Annotated in this window: 18 protein-coding genes; 13 read left to right on the forward strand and 5 right to left on the reverse strand. The window is 57.4% G+C overall.

Going from position 1 to position 19,636, the window contains the following annotated elements; all coding sequences use genetic code 11:
- The first annotated feature begins 33 nt into the window (after positions 1-33).
- From Q1B21_RS15035 to Q1B21_RS15075, 9 genes are all read left to right on the forward strand, one after another.
- Positions 34-1,542: a PAS-domain containing protein gene (locus tag Q1B21_RS15035; protein WP_299890562.1), complete on the forward strand. Its 1,509-nt coding sequence runs from the start codon at positions 34-36 to the stop codon at positions 1,540-1,542.
- 41 nt (positions 1,543-1,583) lie between these two features.
- Complete coding sequence (gene tsaE, locus Q1B21_RS15040) at positions 1,584-2,057, forward strand: tRNA (adenosine(37)-N6)-threonylcarbamoyltransferase complex ATPase subunit type 1 TsaE (RefSeq protein ID WP_298935848.1); 474 nt, start codon at positions 1,584-1,586, stop codon at positions 2,055-2,057.
- The gene (locus Q1B21_RS15045; protein WP_299890564.1) at positions 2,054-3,058 is read left to right on the forward strand and encodes a phosphotransferase; all 1,005 of its coding nucleotides are present in this window, start codon (positions 2,054-2,056) and stop codon (positions 3,056-3,058) included. The genes tsaE and Q1B21_RS15045 overlap by 4 nt, the downstream gene beginning before the upstream one ends.
- Positions 3,055-3,741 carry a nucleotidyltransferase family protein gene (locus Q1B21_RS15050; protein WP_299890566.1) on the forward strand — a complete coding sequence of 229 codons (687 nt, stop codon included), beginning with the start codon at positions 3,055-3,057 and terminating at the stop codon, positions 3,739-3,741. The genes Q1B21_RS15045 and Q1B21_RS15050 overlap by 4 nt, the downstream gene beginning before the upstream one ends.
- Positions 3,734-6,658, forward strand: coding sequence for a double-strand break repair protein AddB (gene addB / locus Q1B21_RS15055; RefSeq protein WP_299890568.1), 2,925 nt, complete (start codon positions 3,734-3,736; stop codon positions 6,656-6,658). Before Q1B21_RS15050 ends, addB begins: the two co-directional genes overlap by 8 nt.
- The gene (gene addA, locus Q1B21_RS15060; RefSeq protein ID WP_299890570.1) at positions 6,655-10,014 is read left to right on the forward strand and encodes a double-strand break repair helicase AddA; all 3,360 of its coding nucleotides are present in this window, start codon (positions 6,655-6,657) and stop codon (positions 10,012-10,014) included. The genes addB and addA overlap by 4 nt, the downstream gene beginning before the upstream one ends.
- A gap of 60 nt (positions 10,015-10,074) precedes the next feature.
- Positions 10,075-10,395, forward strand: coding sequence for a thioredoxin (gene trxA / locus Q1B21_RS15065; protein WP_298935853.1), 321 nt, complete (start codon positions 10,075-10,077; stop codon positions 10,393-10,395).
- Between the two features lie 73 nt (positions 10,396-10,468).
- Entirely contained in the window at positions 10,469-10,819 is a 351-nt protein-coding gene (locus tag Q1B21_RS15070) for a Lin0512 family protein (protein WP_299890572.1), read from the forward strand.
- Positions 10,816-11,178, forward strand: coding sequence for a Lin0512 family protein (locus Q1B21_RS15075; RefSeq protein ID WP_299890574.1), 363 nt, complete (start codon positions 10,816-10,818; stop codon positions 11,176-11,178). The genes Q1B21_RS15070 and Q1B21_RS15075 overlap by 4 nt, the downstream gene beginning before the upstream one ends.
- Positions 11,179-11,238: 60 nt before the next feature.
- Here Q1B21_RS15075 and Q1B21_RS15080 read toward each other — a convergent pair whose 3' ends face one another.
- On the reverse strand, positions 11,239-11,433 hold the full coding sequence (locus Q1B21_RS15080; RefSeq protein ID WP_299890576.1) for a DUF1127 domain-containing protein: 195 nt from the start codon (positions 11,431-11,433) through the stop codon (positions 11,239-11,241).
- 197 nt (positions 11,434-11,630) lie between these two features.
- Between Q1B21_RS15080 and hslV the strand changes: the two genes are divergently transcribed.
- On the forward strand, positions 11,631-12,188 hold the full coding sequence (gene hslV / locus Q1B21_RS15085; RefSeq protein ID WP_298935857.1) for an ATP-dependent protease subunit HslV: 558 nt from the start codon (positions 11,631-11,633) through the stop codon (positions 12,186-12,188).
- On the opposite strand, the gene Q1B21_RS15090 is transcribed toward hslV, so the two are convergent.
- Positions 12,180-13,421, reverse strand: coding sequence for an MFS transporter (locus Q1B21_RS15090; protein ID WP_299081217.1), 1,242 nt, complete (start codon positions 13,419-13,421; stop codon positions 12,180-12,182). The genes hslV and Q1B21_RS15090 overlap by 9 nt on opposite strands.
- Before the next feature lie 203 nt (positions 13,422-13,624).
- On the opposite strand from Q1B21_RS15090, the gene hslU reads away from it, so the two are divergent.
- The 3 genes from hslU (at position 13,625) to Q1B21_RS15105 (ending at position 17,353) form a co-directional block, all read left to right on the forward strand.
- Entirely contained in the window at positions 13,625-14,932 is a 1,308-nt protein-coding gene (hslU, locus tag Q1B21_RS15095; RefSeq protein ID WP_299081214.1) for an ATP-dependent protease ATPase subunit HslU, read from the forward strand.
- Between the two features lie 106 nt (positions 14,933-15,038).
- Positions 15,039-16,136 carry an alpha/beta fold hydrolase gene (locus tag Q1B21_RS15100; RefSeq protein ID WP_299890579.1) on the forward strand — a complete coding sequence of 366 codons (1,098 nt, stop codon included), beginning with the start codon at positions 15,039-15,041 and terminating at the stop codon, positions 16,134-16,136.
- On the forward strand, positions 16,133-17,353 hold the full coding sequence (locus Q1B21_RS15105; RefSeq protein WP_299890581.1) for an MFS transporter: 1,221 nt from the start codon (positions 16,133-16,135) through the stop codon (positions 17,351-17,353). Before Q1B21_RS15100 ends, Q1B21_RS15105 begins: the two co-directional genes overlap by 4 nt.
- On the opposite strand, the gene Q1B21_RS15110 is transcribed toward Q1B21_RS15105, so the two are convergent.
- The 3 genes from Q1B21_RS15110 to Q1B21_RS15120 are packed head-to-tail and all read right to left on the reverse strand — an operon-like array spanning position 17,350 to position 19,636.
- Positions 17,350-17,937, reverse strand: a complete 588-nt coding sequence (locus Q1B21_RS15110; protein WP_299890583.1) for a Smr/MutS family protein — start codon at positions 17,935-17,937, stop codon at positions 17,350-17,352. The two genes, Q1B21_RS15105 and Q1B21_RS15110, sit on opposite strands and share 4 nt — an antisense overlap.
- Positions 17,937-18,977 carry a murein transglycosylase A gene (locus Q1B21_RS15115; RefSeq protein WP_299890585.1) on the reverse strand — a complete coding sequence of 347 codons (1,041 nt, stop codon included), beginning with the start codon at positions 18,975-18,977 and terminating at the stop codon, positions 17,937-17,939. Before Q1B21_RS15115 ends, Q1B21_RS15110 begins: the two co-directional genes overlap by 1 nt.
- On the reverse strand, positions 18,974-19,636 hold the full coding sequence (locus Q1B21_RS15120; protein WP_120633028.1) for a Tim44/TimA family putative adaptor protein: 663 nt from the start codon (positions 19,634-19,636) through the stop codon (positions 18,974-18,976). The genes Q1B21_RS15115 and Q1B21_RS15120 overlap by 4 nt, the downstream gene beginning before the upstream one ends.

A 19,636-nucleotide genomic window follows, 5' to 3' on the forward strand; every position in this document is an offset into this window, starting at 1 on the left:
CTGCCTCAGTACCGTTCAGGTGTGGGGTGCGATATGGCCGACTGGATCATTCTGGCCGCGATCAGTCTTGTCTCTTGTTGCGTTGCCATACAATGGTTGCTGCCCCGTCGCGGGCGCCGTGATGACAGCTATGGGTTGTTCACAAACTCGTCGCTGTTTGACACGGTGTTTTTGTTTGATGGTGACCGGTTGATAAGCCATTCAGATATCGCCCTTGCCGGGTTCGAGCGCGTTTCCGGATGGGCCGATTTGCGGCGTCTTTTGCAGCGGGATTTCCCCACTTTTCCTGAAACACCAGAGGTCGTCCGCGATCAGGGTAATCTGGTCGTGTCCGCCATCGATTGCACGGTCGAACGTGAAGTTGTGTGCGAATGGATCGACGGAATCGTCCGGGTGCAGCTGCGCGAAACCCCTAAAGCAAAACACGCCGGGCTACGGGATCCGAACGACCCCATCCGGCTGGCAATGGACCGGGCGCCCTACCCCGTTTGGTTGCTGACAAGCAGTAACAGGATTCGATGGTGCAATGCGGCCTATGTCGCTCTGGTGCGAAAGGCACGCGGTCTGGATGCTGATTTGACCGCACCGTTGTTTCCGGCACCTCAGGACGAGTCGCGTCCAGGTGGAAAGTCGCGCGTCTCCGTCGATGTTGCAGGCAGTAGTAGTAGGTTGTGGTTCGATTTGACTCAAATCGAGCATGATGAAGGACGCCTGTGCTACGCCGTCGACGTCAACGCCATTGTCCAGGCCGAAACAGCGCAACGCAAATTCGTTCAGACAATGACCAAAACTTTTGCGCAGCTGTCGATTGGATTGGCTATCTTCGACCGCAACCGCCAACTGGCATTGTTCAATCCAGCCCTGATTGACCTGACAAGTCTGCCGCCCGATTTTCTAAGCTGCCGCCCCAGCCTCAGCAGCTTTTTTGACCGCTTGCGTGATCAGCACATGATGCCAGAGCCGAAGAACTATCGCAGCTGGCGCCGACAGATGAACGACCTGCTCGAGGCCGCAGAAGATGGCGAATATCAGGAAACCTGGTCCTTGCCATCCGGATCTGTCTATTCAGTCAGTGGCCGACCGCATCCGGATGGTGCCGTAGCCTTTTTGTTCGAAGATATTACGGCCGAGATTACTCTGACCCGCCGGTTCCGCTCTGAAATGGACCTGATGCAATCGATTCTGGACAAGCTGGCTGATGCCATCGCGGTCTTTGCGGATGATGGAACGCTGGCGCTGACAAACTATGCCTATCAAAAGCTTTGGGGCGACACGGGTGAGGTTGGTTTTCAGACCGACACCGTGATGGCTGTGACGCGAAGCTGGCAGGATCGTTGCGTCGCCACGCCGATCTTGGGAGAAATCCGCGATTTTGTCGAAATGCGCGATGATCGTGTTGAATGGACTGCCGAAATTCAGATGCGCAACGGGACCGCGTTGGACTGCACGGTGACACCAATGCAGAACGGTGCAACGATTGTGCGTTTTGCCATAGACACTAAGTTGCTCGACTCGCTCAGGACGCAGCAGATCAGCGCCTGAACCGGGTTGCAGCCGCTGGGACGCGCGTTCATTGTGGCGCCATGATCAAGGCGCCCTATTCCATCACCCTGAATTCACCGCATGAAACCGCAGAATTTGCAGCGCGCCTTGGCGCTGATGCAGGTCCCGGGGACATCTTGCTGCTGGAAGGTGCAATCGGCAGCGGCAAAACCCACTTTGCGCGTAGCCTGATACAATCGCTGATGGATGTGCCGGAAGATGTCCCGTCGCCCACCTTCACATTGGTGCAAGCCTACGACACGCAAGTGGGCGAAATCTGGCATTGCGATCTGTATCGCCTAAGCACGGTGGACGAGATTGAAGAGCTCGGCCTGATAGATGCGTTCGACCACGCAATATGCCTTGTAGAATGGCCTGACAAACTTGGCCCGTTGAAGCCCAAAACAGCACTGACCCTAAGCTTTCAAACAGACCCGGATTCGATGGATACTCGCCATCTGACCGTGTCGTGGTGCGACCCGAAATGGGCTCTGAGGCTGGAGAACGCGGCATGACAAATCGTGCAGCTTTCGCCGAAGCCCTGATAGCGCAAACGCCCTGGGCCGGCGCCAGCCGCGCGCCGCTGGCTGGGGATGCCTCGAACCGTCGGTATGAGCGCCTGACCGATCCTGTCAGCGGCCGCACAGCTGTTTTGATGGATGCGCCTCTGGAAAAAGGCGAGGACGTCACCCCTTTTGTTCGCGTTGCCGAATACTTGCGTTCGAACGGCCTGAATGCGCCTGAGATCTATGCAGTGGATGCGCAATCCGGGTTTCTGTTGCTCGAAGATCTGGGCGATGATCTTTTTGCTCGCGTGCTGGAACAGGAGCCCGCGAAAGAACGTGCGCTCTATGAGGCTGCAACCGACGTTCTCGTTCACTTGCACAAAGCGCCTTTGCTTTCGGTGCCGTCCTATGACCCGAAACTGATGACCGAATTGGCGGCGCTCTCTTTTACCAAATATGCGCAACGTATTCTTGGGCAGTACGACGTGACCGCCCTGGCGCGGTTTGAAGACCGGTTCTCCCATATTCTGCACCACGAGGCTTCAGGCACAAAAGTCGTGATTCAAAGAGACTATCATGCCGAAAACCTGATCTGGTTGCCTGAAAACAAGGGCGTTCAGCGTGTCGGTTTGCTGGATTTTCAGTCCGCCATGCTGGGGCATCCCGCGTATGACCTTATGTCGCTTTTGCAGGACGTGCGCCGCACTGTGTCCGCCGTGACCGAAACGCAGATGATCGACCGCTACCTCGCAGCCACGGGGCTGGATGATCACGACTTTCGCACCGCGTATAGCGTGCTTGGGGCGCAGCGTAATCTGCGTATCCTGGGCGGTTTTGCGCGTCTGGCGACTGAATATGGCAAACCCCATTACGTGGACCTGATCCCTGCCACATGGTCGCACCTGACGCGCGATCTCGAACATCCCGCGCTAGCCCCGGTTGCAGACGTGCTGCACCAGGCGCTGCCCGCACCAACGCCGGAAAATCTGGCAAAACTGAGGATGAAATGACTCGAAGTCCTGATGCGTTGATGCTGTTTGCGGCCGGGTTCGGTACCCGAATGGGCGATTTGACCAAAGATCGGCCCAAACCGTTGATCGAAGTCGCCGGAAAGCCGCTGATCGATCACGCGCTGGAGTTTGTGCACGAGCTCAACCCCCAACATGTCGTCGCCAACCTACATTACCGTGCAGATCAGCTTTCGGCCCATTTGGCACCAAAGGGTGTTCTGCTGTCTAACGAAGCACCAGACATATTGGAAACCGGGGGTGGGTTGCGTGCGGCCCTGCCCTTGCTGGTCACGAATCCTGTTTTCACAATGAATTCGGACGCGATCTGGGCCGGACCCAACCCTTTAACCTTGCTTCAAAGCGCCTGGGACTCAGAGCGTATGGACGCCCTTTTGATGTGTATTCCGACCAGCCAAACCATTGGTCATACCGGCCAAGGGGATTTTATTGCGGATCAGGACGGACGGATCACGCGCGGGCACGGGCTGGTCTATGGCGGTGCGCAGATCCTTAAAACGGATGGCTTGCAAGCTTTCCCACAAAAGGCGTTTTCGTTGAATCTTCTCTGGGATCAAATGCTTGATCAGGATCGCCTGTTTGCACTGGAATATCCCGGGCGCTGGTGTGATGTCGGACGACCCGAAGGGATTGCTCTGGCCGAAGGTTTGCTGGCAGATGTTTGACTCCGGCACCCTGCCCCGCGTCTTTGCGGTTCCGCCGGGCGCGGACTTCCCCAAAGCGCTGGTCGAAGGTCTGCGACAGCGCTATGCTGGCCCGCCCGAGGCAATGGCCCGCGTTCAACTGGTCGTCAACACAAGGCGGATGGCCCGGCGCGTGCGGAGCTTGTTCGACCAAGGCCCGGCCTGCCTGCTACCGCGACTTTCTTTGGTCACCGATTTGGGGGAAAGCCTGGATCTGGCGCAGATTCCTCCGGCCATTCCGCCGTTACGACGCCGGTTGGAACTGACCCAGCTGATTGCCAAGCTATTGGAACAGCAACCCGATCTGGCTGCGCGTTCAACCCTGTTCGATCTGTCTGACAGCCTAGCGGCCCTGATCGACGAGATGCAGGGCGAAGGCGTGTCTCCGGACGCAATCCGTCAGTTGGATGTCAGTGACATGTCTGGCCACTGGGCCCGCGCGCAGGCCTTTATCGGGATCACCGACCACTTCATCGAGTCCGGAACGGATGCTATGGATGCACAAGCCCGCCAAAGGCGTGTGGTGCAAGACCTGATCGCCCGCTGGAGGGTGGCACCGCCCCAACACCCGGTTGTTCTTGCCGGGTCGACCGGGTCGCGTGGGACCACCTTGATGCTGATGCAGGCGATCGCCCGGTTGCCACAGGGGGCATTGGTGCTGCCCGGTTACGACTTCGATCAACCCGATCATGTATGGCGCGAACTGGATGAGGCCCTAGCGTCAGAAGATCATCCACAATACAGGTTTCACAAACTGATGCGCGGACTGGAGATCACGCCAGACCAGATTGCGCCATGGACGGATCATCAATCGCCCTCACCCGCCCGTAACCGTTTGGTTTCGCTCGCTTTACGACCAGCACCGATCACAGATGCCTGGATGACCGAAGGTCCGCAGCTTTCAGATTTACACGATGCCACCAAAGATCTGACCCTGGTCGAGGCAAAATCCCCCCGGGCGGAAGCGCTGGCCATTGCTCTGCGGCTGCGGCAGGCCGCTGAAACCGGCCAAACCGCCGCGTTGATCACACCGGACCGAATGCTGACACGGCAAGTCAGCGCTGCGCTGGACCGGTGGAACATCCTGCCAGACGACAGCGCGGGCCTGCCGCTGCAGCTGTCACCCCCCGGACGGTTTCTGCGCCATGTCGCGGGGCTGTTTGCCCGCCGTCTGGATGGTGAGGCGCTGTTGACGCTGCTCAAACACCCCTTGTGTCATGACGGTGAAGATCGCGGTGTCCATTTACTGCACACCCGTGATCTGGAACTTGACCTCAGGCGACATGGGCCGCCGTTCCCCGACGCCACAAGCCTGACGGCCTTTGCGATCCGAAAAGACGTACCCGAGGGTTGGGTCAACTGGGTGACTACGCGTTTTTGCGACCAACAGATCCTGGGCGAGCGGCAACTGACAGATTGGGTCGATCACCTACAGAGTTTGGCCGAGGCGATATCCGCTGGCAGCACTGGCGAAAACGGAACTATTTGGGACAAAAACGCCGGACAAAAAGCGTTGAACCTTGTGGCGTCCCTGAAGGATGAAGCGCATCATGGCGGCCCCATGACAGCCCATGACTTCACCGATCTGCTCAGCGCACTACTTGCAGGGGAAGAGGTCCGAGACCGCGACGCGCCGCATCCGCATATCATGATCTGGGGAACGTTAGAGGCGCGCGTTCAAGGCGCTGATCTTCTGATACTTGGTGGATTGAACGAAGGCAGCTGGCCAGAAGCGCCTGCACCCGACCCCTGGCTGAACCGTCAGATGCGTGACAAGGCTGGTCTGTTGCTGCCGGAACGGCGGATTGGTCTATCAGCACACGATTTTCAACAGGCCGTTGGCGCGCCCGAGGTCTGGTTGACCCGCGCGGTTCGATCAGACGACGCAGAAACCGTCCCGTCGCGCTGGGTAAACCGCCTTGCAAACCTGTTGCAGGGCTTGCCGGGGCAGGGTGGCCCCGTAGAGTTGGCCGAAATGCGTGCCCGTGGTCAGCAATGGTTGATTTGGTCCGAAACACTGGAAGACGCCCCTCGGATTGCTCCGGCGCAGCGACCCTCGCCCAGGCCTCCGGTTGCGGCGCGCCCAAGACGGCTGTCAGTGACCGAGATCAAGCGCCTGATCCGTGATCCTTACGCAATTTACGCCAAACACGTTTTGCGGCTGAAGCCGCTCGACGCCTTGGTGCAGGCACCAGACGCTTTGTTGCGCGGGATCGTCATTCACGAAATTCTTGAGCATTTCATCAAAGACAGCGTGCTCGACAGTGCCTTGCTAACTCGTGAGAACTTTCTGAACCGGGCCGGCGCCTTGTTGGATCAGCATGTGGCCTGGCCAACGGCCCGCAAACTGTGGCACGCGCGGCTTGAACGGATCGCGGACGACTTTCTAGCCGCCGAAATCAGGCGCCGCGGCGATGGCGGCCCCATTGCTTTTGAGGCTACGATGAAACTGGCTTTGACACCGCTCGATTTCACAATCGCAGGACGCGCAGACCGGATCGACCGAAACAGCCGGGGTGCATTGCGGATCATCGACTATAAAACCGGCGCGCCTCCGCCAGAAAGCCAGCAGGCAAAATTCGACAAACAGCTGCTGATCGAAGCCGTCGTGGCAGAGCAGGGCGGCATTGACGGGATCGACCCCATCTCGGTGGCTGAAGCAATCTTTGTCGGTGTGGGCAACACCTACAAAGAGGTCCCCGCGCCGCTCTCGAAAGAGCCAGTCGACAAGGTGTTGATCGAGCTGAAACAGTTGATTTCAGCCTATTTAGAGCCTGATCAAGGCTTTTCATCGCGTCGCACGCTGCACAAGGACACAGACTTGGGCGACTATGATCATCTGGCCCGGTTTGGCGAATGGGACCGCACCGCTGACACCCAACCCGAGAACCTGACATGAGCCCGCATAACGACGCCACCGAACGGCAGGTGCAGGCCGCGCGCCCCGATGCGTCGACATGGCTCGCCGCCAATGCGGGCTCGGGCAAGACACGGGTTCTGACAGACAGGGTCGCGCGCCTGTTGTTGGGCGGAGTGCAACCCCAGCACATTCTGTGCCTGACCTATACCAAGGCCGCCGCCAGCGAGATGCAGAATCGGTTGTTCAAACGCCTTGGCGAATGGGCCATGCTGGGGGATGACCCACTGCTGGAACAGCTGACCGATCTGGGGGTTCAGGGTGTCATCGATCCCGCACAGCTTGCTCAGGCGCGCACGTTGTTTGCCCGCGCTATCGAAACGCCGGGTGGTCTTAAAATACAAACGATCCATTCGTTTTGCGCCTCACTGTTACGCCGTTTCCCGCTCGAAGCCGGGGTCAGCCCGCAATTCAGCGAGATGGAGGACCGCGCCGCAGCGCTATTGCGCGACGAAATCGTCGAAGACTTCGCAGAAGGGCCTCATGCAAAGCTGATCGAAGATGTCGCACGCTTTGTCACGGAGTCTGGGTTCGAAAACCTGACGGCGGCGGTGACACAAAAACGGAACCTGTTTGCGCACCCATTACGAAGGCCTGACCTTCTGCAACGCTTTGCGCTGCCGGACGGTTTTGATGAGAACGCTTTGGTATCTCGGGTTTTTTTAGGCGGTGAGGTCGACCTGATCCGGTCAATGCTGCCGGCTTTGATCGAAAGCGGTGGCAATAACGCCAAGGCGGCAGAGAAGCTCGCCGCATTTACCGATGCTGGATTTGGCTCACTACGTCTGCTAGAAGGCGTGTTCTTGACCGGTAAGTCCGCGAAAGACCCCTTTACCGCCAAAATCAACGGGTTTCCGACCAAAGCTCTGCGCGAAGGCGTACTCGCTGATTGGATACCGCAGCTAGAGGCCTTCATGCTTCGGATCGAAGCCGCACGGGAACACCGCCTGGCCCTTGTTGCTGCGGAAAAAACGGCCGTTCTGCATCGATTTGCCGCTGCCTTCCTGCCCGAATACGAACGACGCAAGCAATTGCGCGGCTGGCTGGATTTCGATGATCTGATCCTGCGTGCGCGTCAGGTACTGAACGATCCGGCGGTGGCTGAGTGGGTGCTTTATCGTCTTGACGGCGGCATCGACCATATTCTGGTGGACGAGGCCCAGGACACCAGCCCGGATCAATGGGATGTCGTCGAAAAACTGGCGCAAGAATTCACCAGCGGGGAAGGCGCCAGATCCGGGGTTGAGCGCACGATCTTTGTGGTCGGCGACAAGAAGCAATCAATCTATTCCTTTCAAGGTGCAGACCCGCAGGCCTTTGATCGGATGCAGTTCGAATTTGGGCGAAAACTGGCGGAATCAGGCTCTAAACTGTGGGATTCAACGCTTGAGCATTCCTTCCGATCTTCCAGCGCGATCTTAAACCTTGTCGATATCCTGTTTGAAAACCGCTCAGAGGCGGGGTTTCACAAGGAAGCCCAGCACCGCGCCTTCAAAGCCGATCTGCCCGGTCGCGTGGATTTGTGGCCGGTGGTGGAAAAAGTCGAAGATGACACCGAGGGAGACTGGACCGATCCAGTCGATCGCCCCGGCGCGCGCCATCACACGGTGATCTTGGCAGAGCGCGTCGCCAAAGCGATCAAGACGATGATAGACGACGGAACAACGATCCCTGAGGATGGTGAAACTTCAGGGCGGTTCGTGCGCCGGAAAGTTGAACCGGGTGATTTCCTGATACTGGTTCAGCGCAGATCCGACTTGTTTGCTGAGATCATTCGCGCCTGTAAGTCCGAAAGCCTGCCCATTGCGGGGGCCGACCGGCTGAAGGTTGGCGCCGAGCTCGCCGTCAAAGACTTGGCCGCTTTGCTGAGTTTCCTTGCTACCCCAGAAGACAGCCTATCGTTGGCCACCGTCTTGAAATCGCCGTTGTTTGGATGGTCAGAACAACAGCTTTTTGATCTGGCCCACCGCCGGGATGAACAATTTCTGTGGGCGGCCTTGCGCAAGCGCAGCGCTGAATTCCCTGAAACGCTGTCCATTCTCAACGATCTAAGGGGTCAGATCGACTTTTTGCGCCCTTATGACCTGATCGAGCGCATCTTGACCCGCCATGATGGACGGCGCAAATTGCTTGGCCGTTTGGGAGCCGAGGCTGAGGACGGTATTAACGCGCTGCTGTCGCAGGCCCTGGCGTATGAGCGGACTGATATTCCCAGCCTGACCGGATTTCTGGTGTGGATGCAGACCGATGATCTTGAAATCAAACGCCAGATGAGCGGTGTCGGCAATATGATCCGGGTCATGACGGTGCATGGCTCCAAGGGTTTGGAAGCACCCATAGTCATTTTGCCGGACACGGGCAAACGATTGCCCCCCCGCGACGCCGAGATTATGGTCGCGGACGGCACACCGTTGTGGAAAGTTCCTGCGGATGCATCGCCCAAGCTTGTGTCGCAAGCGCGGGATGAAGCGCGCAGTAAGGAAGAAAACGAACGGCTGCGATTGCTATATGTGGCTCTAACACGGGCCGAAAAATGGTTGATCGTTGCGGCCGCTGGCGATGTCGGCAAAGATGGAACCAGCTGGTATCGGATGGTCGAAGCCGCGATGGAGCGGGCAGGGGCAACCGAATTGCCGAACTCGGACATCCGAAGATTATCGCATGGGGATTGGGACACCCTCCCTGTGGTCGAGCATGCTGAAACAGTGCGGCCGCATTTGGATTTGCCGGATGTATTCCTAAAACCCGCGCCAGAGCCGGTGATCCCCGCAGAAACACTCAGCCCGTCAGATCTGGGTGGCGCCAAAGCGTTGCCCAGCGATGCCGGGCAGGATGAAGTGGCGGCCAAACTTCGCGGAACCCGCCTGCATCTGCTGCTGGAACACTTACCCGGAACCGGGCAGGACCTATGGCCGCAGCTTTGCGCCAGGGTTCTTCCCGATATGCACGAAGCAGAACGGCAAGACCTTTTGTCCGAGGCCAGCCGCGTCCTAACCGCTGATCATTTGCGACCGATCTTTACTGATGACGCGCTGGCCGAGGTCCCGATTTCGGCAGACCTGAATGGGCAGCGCATACACGGTGTTGTGGACCGTCTGATCGTGAAGGAAACTGAAGTCCATGTGGTTGATTTCAAATCAAATGTGACCGTTCCAGCCCAGGCCGAGAGGTGCCCTGAAGGCCTGCTGCGGCAGATGGGCGCCTATGCGCAAGCCCTGGCGCAAATCTATCCGGACAAACAGATCCGAACCGCAATTCTGTGGACCCAAACAGCCGAGTTGATGTGGCTGCCACACGATCTTGTGACGGACGCGGTGTCGCGTAACCAGATATCTTGACCTCCCCCGCGGCGGCACCTACGTTCACTCCCCAAGCGCATCTCATTCAGGAGACAGAGTATGTCGACCGTAGCCGTCACCGACGAAACATTTGACGCCGAAGTCAAGAACTCGGACGTCCCAGTTGTTGTAGATTTCTGGGCCGAATGGTGCGGACCCTGTAAGCAAATCGGTCCCGCCCTGGAAGAACTGGCCTCTGAATACAACGGCAAGGTGAAAATCGCCAAGGTCGATGTGGACAGCAACCCAAATGCCGCCGCAGCGATGGGCGTGCGCGGCATCCCCGCCTTGTTCATTTTCAAAGACGGTGAAGTGGTATCCAACCGCGCTGGCGCCGCCCCCAAAGCCGCGCTGCAAAGCTGGATCGACGAATCCATCTGATCTGGTAGTAACAGTATCATCAAAAGGCGCCTCAGATCGGGGCGCCTTTTTTGTTGAGCGAAGGGAACAGCTGATGGCAAAAACGCGGGTTCTTGTGGAATTCGGAATGGGCACGTCGCTGCGACGCATGGACTACACCGAGGCAGCGTTGCGTGCCGTCAAAGACGCGCTGTGGCACAACTCGGTCAATATGGCCGAGCTGTTCGGGTTTCCGAAGGAAGCGATGATCATTGATGTCGAGATCGGGGTGCAGCAACCGGATCAGGTTGATGTGGAGGCGCTCAAGGCCGTTTTCCCATACGGCCAGCCCAACATATCCGTCACCCAAGGCGGGCTGGACATCGAAAAACCGCATGACTGCGGGCGCACGGTCGTCGCTAACGCTGCCCTGATTGTCTCGTTTGATATGGAGCCCGCGCAATGAGTGAGAAACGTATAATTCTGGAAATGGGCACGCGAAACGACCTGTATGGTCAGGATTACACCAAGGCCGCGCAACGCGCCGTGCAGGATGCGTTGCACCATTCTTCGATCACACTGTTTTCGAAGCTTGGCATCGACCATTCGGAAATGCGCGTAAGTGTGACAATTGGCGTTCAGCAGCCCGACGCCGTGGATTGCGATCTGGTTGCCGCCGATCTGCCACGGGGTCGCGCAAAAGTTCGCGCAGTCAAAGGCGGGCTGGACGTCAGCGACGATGAAGCGGGCACACGTCATGTTATCGCAACGGCCGCGATCGAGGCATTTTTGCCGGATCAAGTCGGCAAATATGTGCAGAGATGACAAAGAAAAAACCGCTCGGATATCCGGGCGGCCGTTCCGTTACCTAGATCCGGGTTGGAATCAGAAGTTTGCGATATCCGCGCGCACCAGCCCGATATCTTCCAGCTGAGCGTCCGTCAGATTCACCAGAATCTTGCGTGTCTTGCGGGCTTTATTCCATTCGACGGCACCGTCGAAAGCTTTGATGAAGGCGTCCACTACGTGCAGGATGAAAGCTGCTCCGAGCGGCGCATGAATATTTGCGGTCGTTGCCATTTGCGCAGTCCTTGTATTTGAAACAGCCGACCCCTTGTCGGTTGTAAGACTCATGTAGTCTCAAGGGTGCAGACTCACAATTGCTGGTCCGGTAACCCCGGATTGCGTCCTGTGCATATCTTTTGTGCGGTTTATGAACGGGTTGCGCCAAAGACCTACCCGGCCCATATAGGGTGCCGACGATAGTGGAGGCTTACATGGCAGACAGCGACTTTCCCGGATGGCACGGCACAACGATCATTGGCGTCAAAAAGGGCGGTCAGGTCGTCATCGCCGGTGACGGGCAGGTCAGCCTTGGCCAGACCGTGATCAAGGGCACTGCGCGCAAAGTGCGTCGTCTGTCACCCGGTGGGTTTGAAATTGTCGCCGGGTTTGCAGGATCCACAGCAGACGCTTTCACGTTGTTGGAGCGTCTGGAAACCAAGCTTGAGGCAACGCCTGGCCAACTGGCCCGCGCCTCGGTCGAGCTGGCGAAGGACTGGCGCACCGACAAATACCTGCAAAAACTTGAGGCGATGTTGATTGTCACCGACGGTAAAGACTTGTTTGTGATCACCGGGGCAGGGGACGTGCTGGAACCCGAACATAACGTGGCCGCCATCGGATCAGGCGGGAACTTTGCCCTTGCCGCCGCCCGCGCCATGATGGAAAGCGACAAATCGGCCGAAGACGTCGCCCGTCAGTCCATGGCGATCGCGGCTGATATTTGCGTTTACACCAATGGCAATCTGACGGTCGAGGCGATTTCAGGCTAACAGAGCCGAGATTTCCTTGCCCTTCCAGCGGCGGTGCATGCCGATCAGCCCGAGGATCGCCGCAACAATCACGATGTAATAGGGCACACGGATGTCGATGCTCATCAAGCCTCCGCCGATCAGGGACATCACCCCGCCAGCAAGGCAGAACACTGCCGTTGTGACCCCCATGACCCAACCCTGATCCGTTTCACTGACAGCCGAGGAAAACAGGCCCAGAAGGGTTGGGTATGAAACGCCGAAGAAGAAGTAGAAGAAGAACACGGGGATGTAGCTGAGCACACCGCTGGGGCTAAAAGCAAAGGCGAACCCGCTAACCACCATGACCACAAGCGACGTGTAGATGATCGCGTGTTTGCTGAACCTCTCTTGCGCGGGTTTGACAAGGAAGGTGCTGGAAAAGGCCAGCGCAACGCCAATAACCACCATCGCCATGCTGCCGCCGATCACCCCATAGCCAAAAGCACTAGTGAGGAAATTGTCGACAAAGACATAAAAGGTGACATTCGCGATCATGAACAGCGCATAGACAGGCAGAATTTTCAGGACCATCGGATGTTCGCGCACCGCAATCAGGCTGTCTGTGATGTCGCGTGGACGGAACACAAACGCGGCGCGTTCAGTCCGGGTGTCCTTGAAGAAAAACGTCACCAGGAAGATCGCGATGAGAACCAGAACAAACGCGCCAAAAAACGGCGTTTTCAATGTTGCTACGCTGCCCAGCAGGGCGGTATCTGACAGCACTGCACCGATGATTGGCCCTCCGACCAGACCAAAGCTGACGCCGGTGATGATGTAACCCATATTGCGGTCGCGATCCGCCGCATCAGTGCTGCCATCAATCATGGCCGCCTGCGCAATAGGTTGGTTTCCGGCGGTGAACCCGGTGATGGACCGACCCACGATCAAAAGCAGCAGACTGTTTAGGTACAAGGCCACAATGGTCAGCGCGTAGCCCGCCAATGCGCCTGCCAGACAGACCAGAAGCGCATTTTTGCGACCGATCGAGTCCGAGACTTTCGAGACATAAACAACGCCCAGAAACCAGGACAGAAAGAAGCAACCGATCACCAGGCCATAATACAGGTGCCTACGGCCAGATGGCGTACTTTCCGGAAGGAATCCTGATTTTGTCTCCATGATTAGTGAGTTGATAATCGGGAAAACCAAGCCCTGCCCGATCAGGTCGACAAACACGACAAACAGCAACGTGATTTTGGCAATCTTTGTCATTTCGCAATCCTGACCACTCAAACCATTGAAATCACTTTAGCAGACGCTGATCGTTTGACCTATGGCGCTGTTGGTGGAAAGCAATTGCAAACCAAAGACGCCGTTGCTAACCAACGCTGCCAGCGAAATTGGCTTGGTTGTTTTCATGGTCGCCGTGATTACCTATGCCAAATGTCACCAATGCCGACCGAAAGGACTGCCCCTTGACCGACCTAACCCCGCGCGAGATTGTCTCGGAACTGGACCGTTTTATCATCGGTCAGAAAGACGCGAAACGCGCAGTGGCGGTGGCGTTGCGCAATCGCTGGCGGCGCAAGCAGTTGGCCGATGATATTCGTGATGAGGTCTATCCAAAGAACATCCTGATGATCGGGCCCACCGGCGTGGGTAAAACCGAAATCAGCCGACGTCTGGCCAAGCTGGCACGCGCGCCTTTCATCAAGGTCGAGGCAACCAAATTCACCGAGGTCGGCTACGTCGGTCGCGACGTGGAACAGATTGTCCGTGATCTGGCCGACGCTGCCATTCTGCAAACCCGCGAATTCATGCGCGAAGATGTGAAAGCAAAAGCCTATGAAGCCGCCGAAGATCGCGTGATCGAGGCCATTGCCGGAACCGACGCCCGCGACGGCACGCGCGAAATGTTTCGCAAGAAGCTTAAAGCAGGCGAACTGGATGATACGGTCATTGAGCTTGAGCTTGCCGACAGTTCGAACCCGATGCCGATGCTCGACATTCCAGGCCAACCCGGCAGCCAGATGGGCATGATGAACCTGGGCGATATCTTCGGCAAAGCCTTTGGCGGACGTACTGTCAAACGCCGGATGACCGTCGCGGAAAGCTATGATCTTCTGATCGGGGAAGAAGCGGACAAGCTACTGGACGACGAAACCGTCAACCGAACCGCATTGGAGTCCGTGGAGCAAAACGGCATCGTATTCCTGGACGAGATCGACAAGGTCTGCGCGCGTGCCGACGCCCGCGGTGGCGATGTCAGCCGCGAAGGTGTGCAGCGAGATCTGTTGCCCCTGATCGAGGGCACGACTGTATCCACCAAACACGGCGCGGTGAAAACTGACCACATCCTGTTTATTGCGTCGGGCGCGTTTCACATCGCCAAGCCGTCGGACCTGTTGCCAGAACTTCAGGGCCGTTTGCCTATCCGGGTCGAGCTTCGGGCGCTGACTGAAGAGGATTTCGTGCGTATCCTGACGGAGACCGACAATGCCCTGACCCGTCAATATACGGCCCTGATGGGCACCGAAAAGGTCACCGTTGATTTCACCAAGGATGGCATCGCCGCGCTGGCACGCATTGCGGCCGACGTAAACCAAAGCGTTGAAAACATCGGCGCACGTCGACTGTACACGGTGATGGAGCGTGTTTTCGAAGACCTGTCCTTTGCTGCACCCGACAAAGCAGGGGCGGAAATCACCGTCGATGCGCAGTTTGTTAGTGACAATCTGGGTGAATTGACCAAATCCGCTGACCTGAGTCGTTACGTTCTGTAACCAAACCAGCCAGAATTCGCTGCTTTATCGCAAGCGTTCACGTGTTGTCACTGGACGCGGTGCAGGAAATCAATAGCGTAGCGCAACGACACTCCGAGGTCTGATTGTGCTGCGCTATTTTATTATTCTCCTGACTGCTGTTACCTTGACTGCTTGTGTGGATCGCTCGATTTCCGAAACCGTCCCAAGCGCGCTACGGGTTGGAACACCCGAAACGGTCTTTGCCGTGACGTCGCGCGCGCGCGAACCGGATGGGTCATACGGGTATCGCAGGGCAGAGCAGCTGCGGTATCTGGAGATGACAGTGTCAATTCCGCCGTCTCATACCCCGGGGACCCTGAAATTCTCTTACGCCGACCCGAATCCAGACAAACAATTTGTCTTGGCCGATGTTAACGAGTTTTCCGGCCCGCAAGATCTCCGGAAACGGCTGACAGGTGTGAAAGAAGTCACCATTTTTGTTCACGGGTACAATGCAACTCAGACCGAAACCGCGTTTCGGGCTGCTCAGTTGGCTCATGACATCGGAATTCCCGGGTCGATCCTGATTTATTCCTGGCCAAGTCAGGCGCGCGGAATTGGCTATGCTTATGATCTGGACAGCATGTTGTTTGCGCGGGACGGGTTAGAGCGCACGATCCGCGAGCTAAAAGCGATGGGGGTGACCCATGTGAACGTTCTGGCGCATTCCATGGGTGGCGCCCTGACAATGGAAATGATGCGTCAAGCAGAGCTGCGGAAACCTGGCTGGTCCAAACGTAACATTGAAGGCGTCATTCTGATTTCGCCGGATCTGGACGTAGATCTGTTTCGAACGCAGATGGACAGCATCAAAAACCCTCCGGATCCGTTTGTTGTGATGGTGTCAAAAAAGGACAAGGTCCTGAATATCTCGGCCCGGCTGCGCGGCACTGCTGACAGCAAAAGGTTGGGCAACATAGACTCGATTGAGCAACTGGAAGACTACCCGATCAGCGTGATCGACACGACCGCGTTCAACAGCGATGCTGGGTCATCGCATTTCGTTGCAGCGACGTCGCCTGCGCTTTTGTCCATCCTCAGCTCTGTTCGGCGCGTCAACAACACCTTCGGACGCGACCGACCGGGGGTGAAAGCCCTGGTTCCAGCGACCGAAATCAATACTGACGGCGCCACAGAAGTCGTATTGACCGAGACGGGAGCGGCACAGGTCACCTCTCCGTGACACAGTTTCACCTGCGCCAATACCTGCGCCAAAATGCAACCTGGCTTGGCGCAGGGGTTTTGCTGACCTTTCTGTCCAGCTTTGGTCAGACGTTCTTTATCTCGATCTTCGCGGGTGAAATCCGGTCAGGGTTTGGGCTAAGCCATGGCGCGTGGGGTGGGCTTTATACGTTAGGTACAACCGTTTCGGCCATTGTCATGATCTGGGCCGGCGGGTTGACCGATGTCTTTCGTGTACGTGTCCTGGGGCCGATTGTTTTGGCCGGTCTGGCGCTGGCAGCCGTTGCCATGGCGCTGAATTCCTGGGTGGTTCTGCTGCCTGTTGTCATCTTCTTATTGCGTCTTTTTGGCCAGGGGATGAGCACACATCTGGCCCTCGTCGCAATGGCGCGCTGGTTCACAGCCACGCGCGGCAAAGCCCTTTCGATTGCGGCAATCGGATTTGCGATTGGTGAGGCGCTGCTGCCGCTCGCCTTTGTGGCTGCAATGGTTTTTCTGGATTGGCGCTGGCTGTGGATGTTTGCTGCCGGCATCACCCTTCTGGGTATCCCTGTATTGATGCGTTTACTGCGACAGGAAAGAACACCGCAAAGTCTGGCCGACAAATACTCGTCCACCGGCATGCAGGGCCGTCACTGGACCCGGCGTGAGGCTTTGTCCCATCCGCTGTTCTGGTTCATTGCGCCCTCAGTGCTGGCGCCATCCGCCTTCACCACCGCGTTCTTTTTCCACCAAGTCTATCTAGCCGAAGTTAAAGGCTGGCAACATATCCAGCTGGTCGCCCTGTTCCCCATCTTCACCGCCGTGTCACTGCTTTCGATGTTCGCCGCGGGATGGGCTTTGGACAAATGGGGCACTGCACGCATAATGCCGTTCTATCAGCTGCCCTTTGCCATGGGCTTTGTCACTCTGGCGATGTCGACCACGATCAGCGGCGCCATGGTCGGGTTGGTGTTTCTGGGCCTGACCGTCGGGGCAAACAACACGTTACCCAGCGCCTTTTGGGCCGAGTTCTACGGTACGCGGCATATTGGGTCGATAAAGGCGCTGATCACGGCGGTCATGGTACTTGGGTCAGCCATCGGGCCGGGCCTGACCGGTATTCTGATTGATTATGGCGTTTCGCTCGACACCCAGTTCCTGTGGATCGGGGCATTCTTTCTGCTGGTGTGCCTGTTAGTGTGGATCGGGGTGACCCGTGCCGCACGTACTCTCTAACGAGTGCGCCGCAAATAGACGTAGTAAGCGCCGTCGCCGCCATGGCTGATATGGGCAGGCGAAACCTGCATCACCGCCTGCGCCAATGGGTGCAGAGACAGCCATTTCGGCACCTGATTGCGCAAGACGCCACGCGGCGTTGGAATCGGCCCGGGCTCATCCCGGTCTTTTCCCTTCCCGGTCACCACCAGAACCAAGCGCTTGCCCTGTGCCTGCGCATTCAAGATGAAGCGGATCAGCGCCGGATGGGCCGTATCAACCCGCATACCATGTAGGTCAAGCTTGCCTTCGGGCTTCAGCTTGCCGCGTTTCATCCGATTGAACGCCTTGACATCCATCTGAACCGGCGCCGCTCTGAGCGTTTCGGTTACTGAAGGCTTGAGGCTGTTCCCGGATGGTTTTGCGCGGTGGTTTTGCCCCAGTTCGAATGCGTCAATCCGGGGTTTCGGACTTTTCTTTGGCTTTGGCTTGGGTAGGGGTGTTGGATGAACAGCCTGCGGGATTTCAGGGTGCAACCGTTCCGCCTTTTGCGCGACCTTCCGCCAAAGCTCCACCTCTTCAACCGTCAGTTTGCGCCGGGTCATCAGAATTCATCCGGCAACAAGGCGTAAGCGCGTTGTATCGGCAACAAAACCACCATTCGGCCCGGATCTTTCAATTGTCCAGCGGCCTGACCCGCTTCATCTCCAGTACCGAAAAAGATATCGGCCCGCTGGGCGCCCTTGATGGCCGATCCTGTATCCTGGGCGATCATCAACCGGCGGATCGGGTCTTTGCCATCCTTTTCCACCCAGACCGGTGCGCCAAGTGGCGTAAAAGCCGGGTCGGCGGCAATGCTGCGCATCGTGGTCACGGATCGGTTCATCGCCCCCAACGGCCCGAATTCCGGCGCCACCCATGTGACTTCGCGGAAAAACACATAGGACGGGTTGTGAAATAGCAGCTCTGCGCCGGCCTCGGGGTTCTTGCGCACCCACGCGCGGATCATCTGGGCGCTGACCTCATGCGCGCCTAAGATACCACGCCGAACCAGCTCGACCCCGATTGAGCGATAGGGGTGTCCATTTGCGCCGCCATATCCGACGCGCAAAGCGCCGCCATCTGGCAAGCGCACACGGCCCGAGCCCTGAATTTGCAGAAAGAACAGTTCGACCGGATCATCGACCCACGCAATCTCTAACCCGCGGCCCTGCATCGCATCGCCAGTCAGAATGTCACGGCGGCTGAGCCATTGCCCGGCTTCGCGGGCCTCGGGTGGCATCTTGTAGATCGGGTATCTGAACTGATCCGAACGCGATCTGGACCCATCAAGTTCTGGTTCGAAATATCCGGTAAACAGCGCGTCATTCCCGTCCTCAACCAGAACAGGCCGGAAAAACAATTCGAAAAATGAACGGGCGGCATCGGCTTCATACGACCGGGCCGCACCACAAAGCGCCCGCCAATCTGGCCCAGCCAGATCACCACATGTGTTCAAAAAAACCGAAAGGGCTGCCCCGTGATCGTCGGCAGCCCAGCCATCAAGATCTTCGAATGACAGGATAGAGCGCGTCGCCTCTGCTCCGGCGGCGCTGGCAGAGGTCATGACACCCACCAATAGTAGCGACCGGAGCGTTGCAATCATGCGTCCGTGGCAACAAGCAGCCAGTTTGGATCGTCCTTGCCCATTACTCGGGCAAAGGTCCAGCTGTCCTTTTGGCGTTTGATCGTATTGGGGTTGCCTTCGATGATATCACCACCGCGATCACGCACGACCGATGTCAGTTCGCCCACAAAGCGCATGGTGATTTCCGCCTGATTGGTGTCCTTGTCGAATTTTGCATCCGACAGTGTGGTTTCGCGCACACCCACAAATTCAGCTTCGATTGTCAGGCCCTGATCTTCGCGCGCGGAAACAACCGATACGAAGGTGTCGAACACCTCTTCTGACAGGAACGGCTGAATCTCGTCAAGATTTCCCTTCTCGAAGCCCATCACGATCATCTCATAAGCGCCGCGCGCGCCCTGCACGAATTCTGTGACGGAAAAACTGGGCTCGACGCGCTTCATCGCAGCCAAAGTCTGGGCCTGATCGCTGTCTTCGGGCACATGATCCGTAATGTCATGATCCGGACCACCTTCAATGACTTCGAAATCGCCACGGGATTTGCTTGCATTGGGCTGCTGTTGCAACGGTGGTTTTTCGAAACCTTCGCGCGTGCCCAAAACGCTTCTCAGGCGGAGGATCAGGAAAACAGCAATGCCAAGTAGCACCAAAAGCTGGATCATGGGGTGGTTGCTCAT

This window comes from uncultured Ruegeria sp. (assembly GCF_947504215.1).
Lineage (GTDB): Bacteria > Pseudomonadota > Alphaproteobacteria > Rhodobacterales > Rhodobacteraceae > Ruegeria.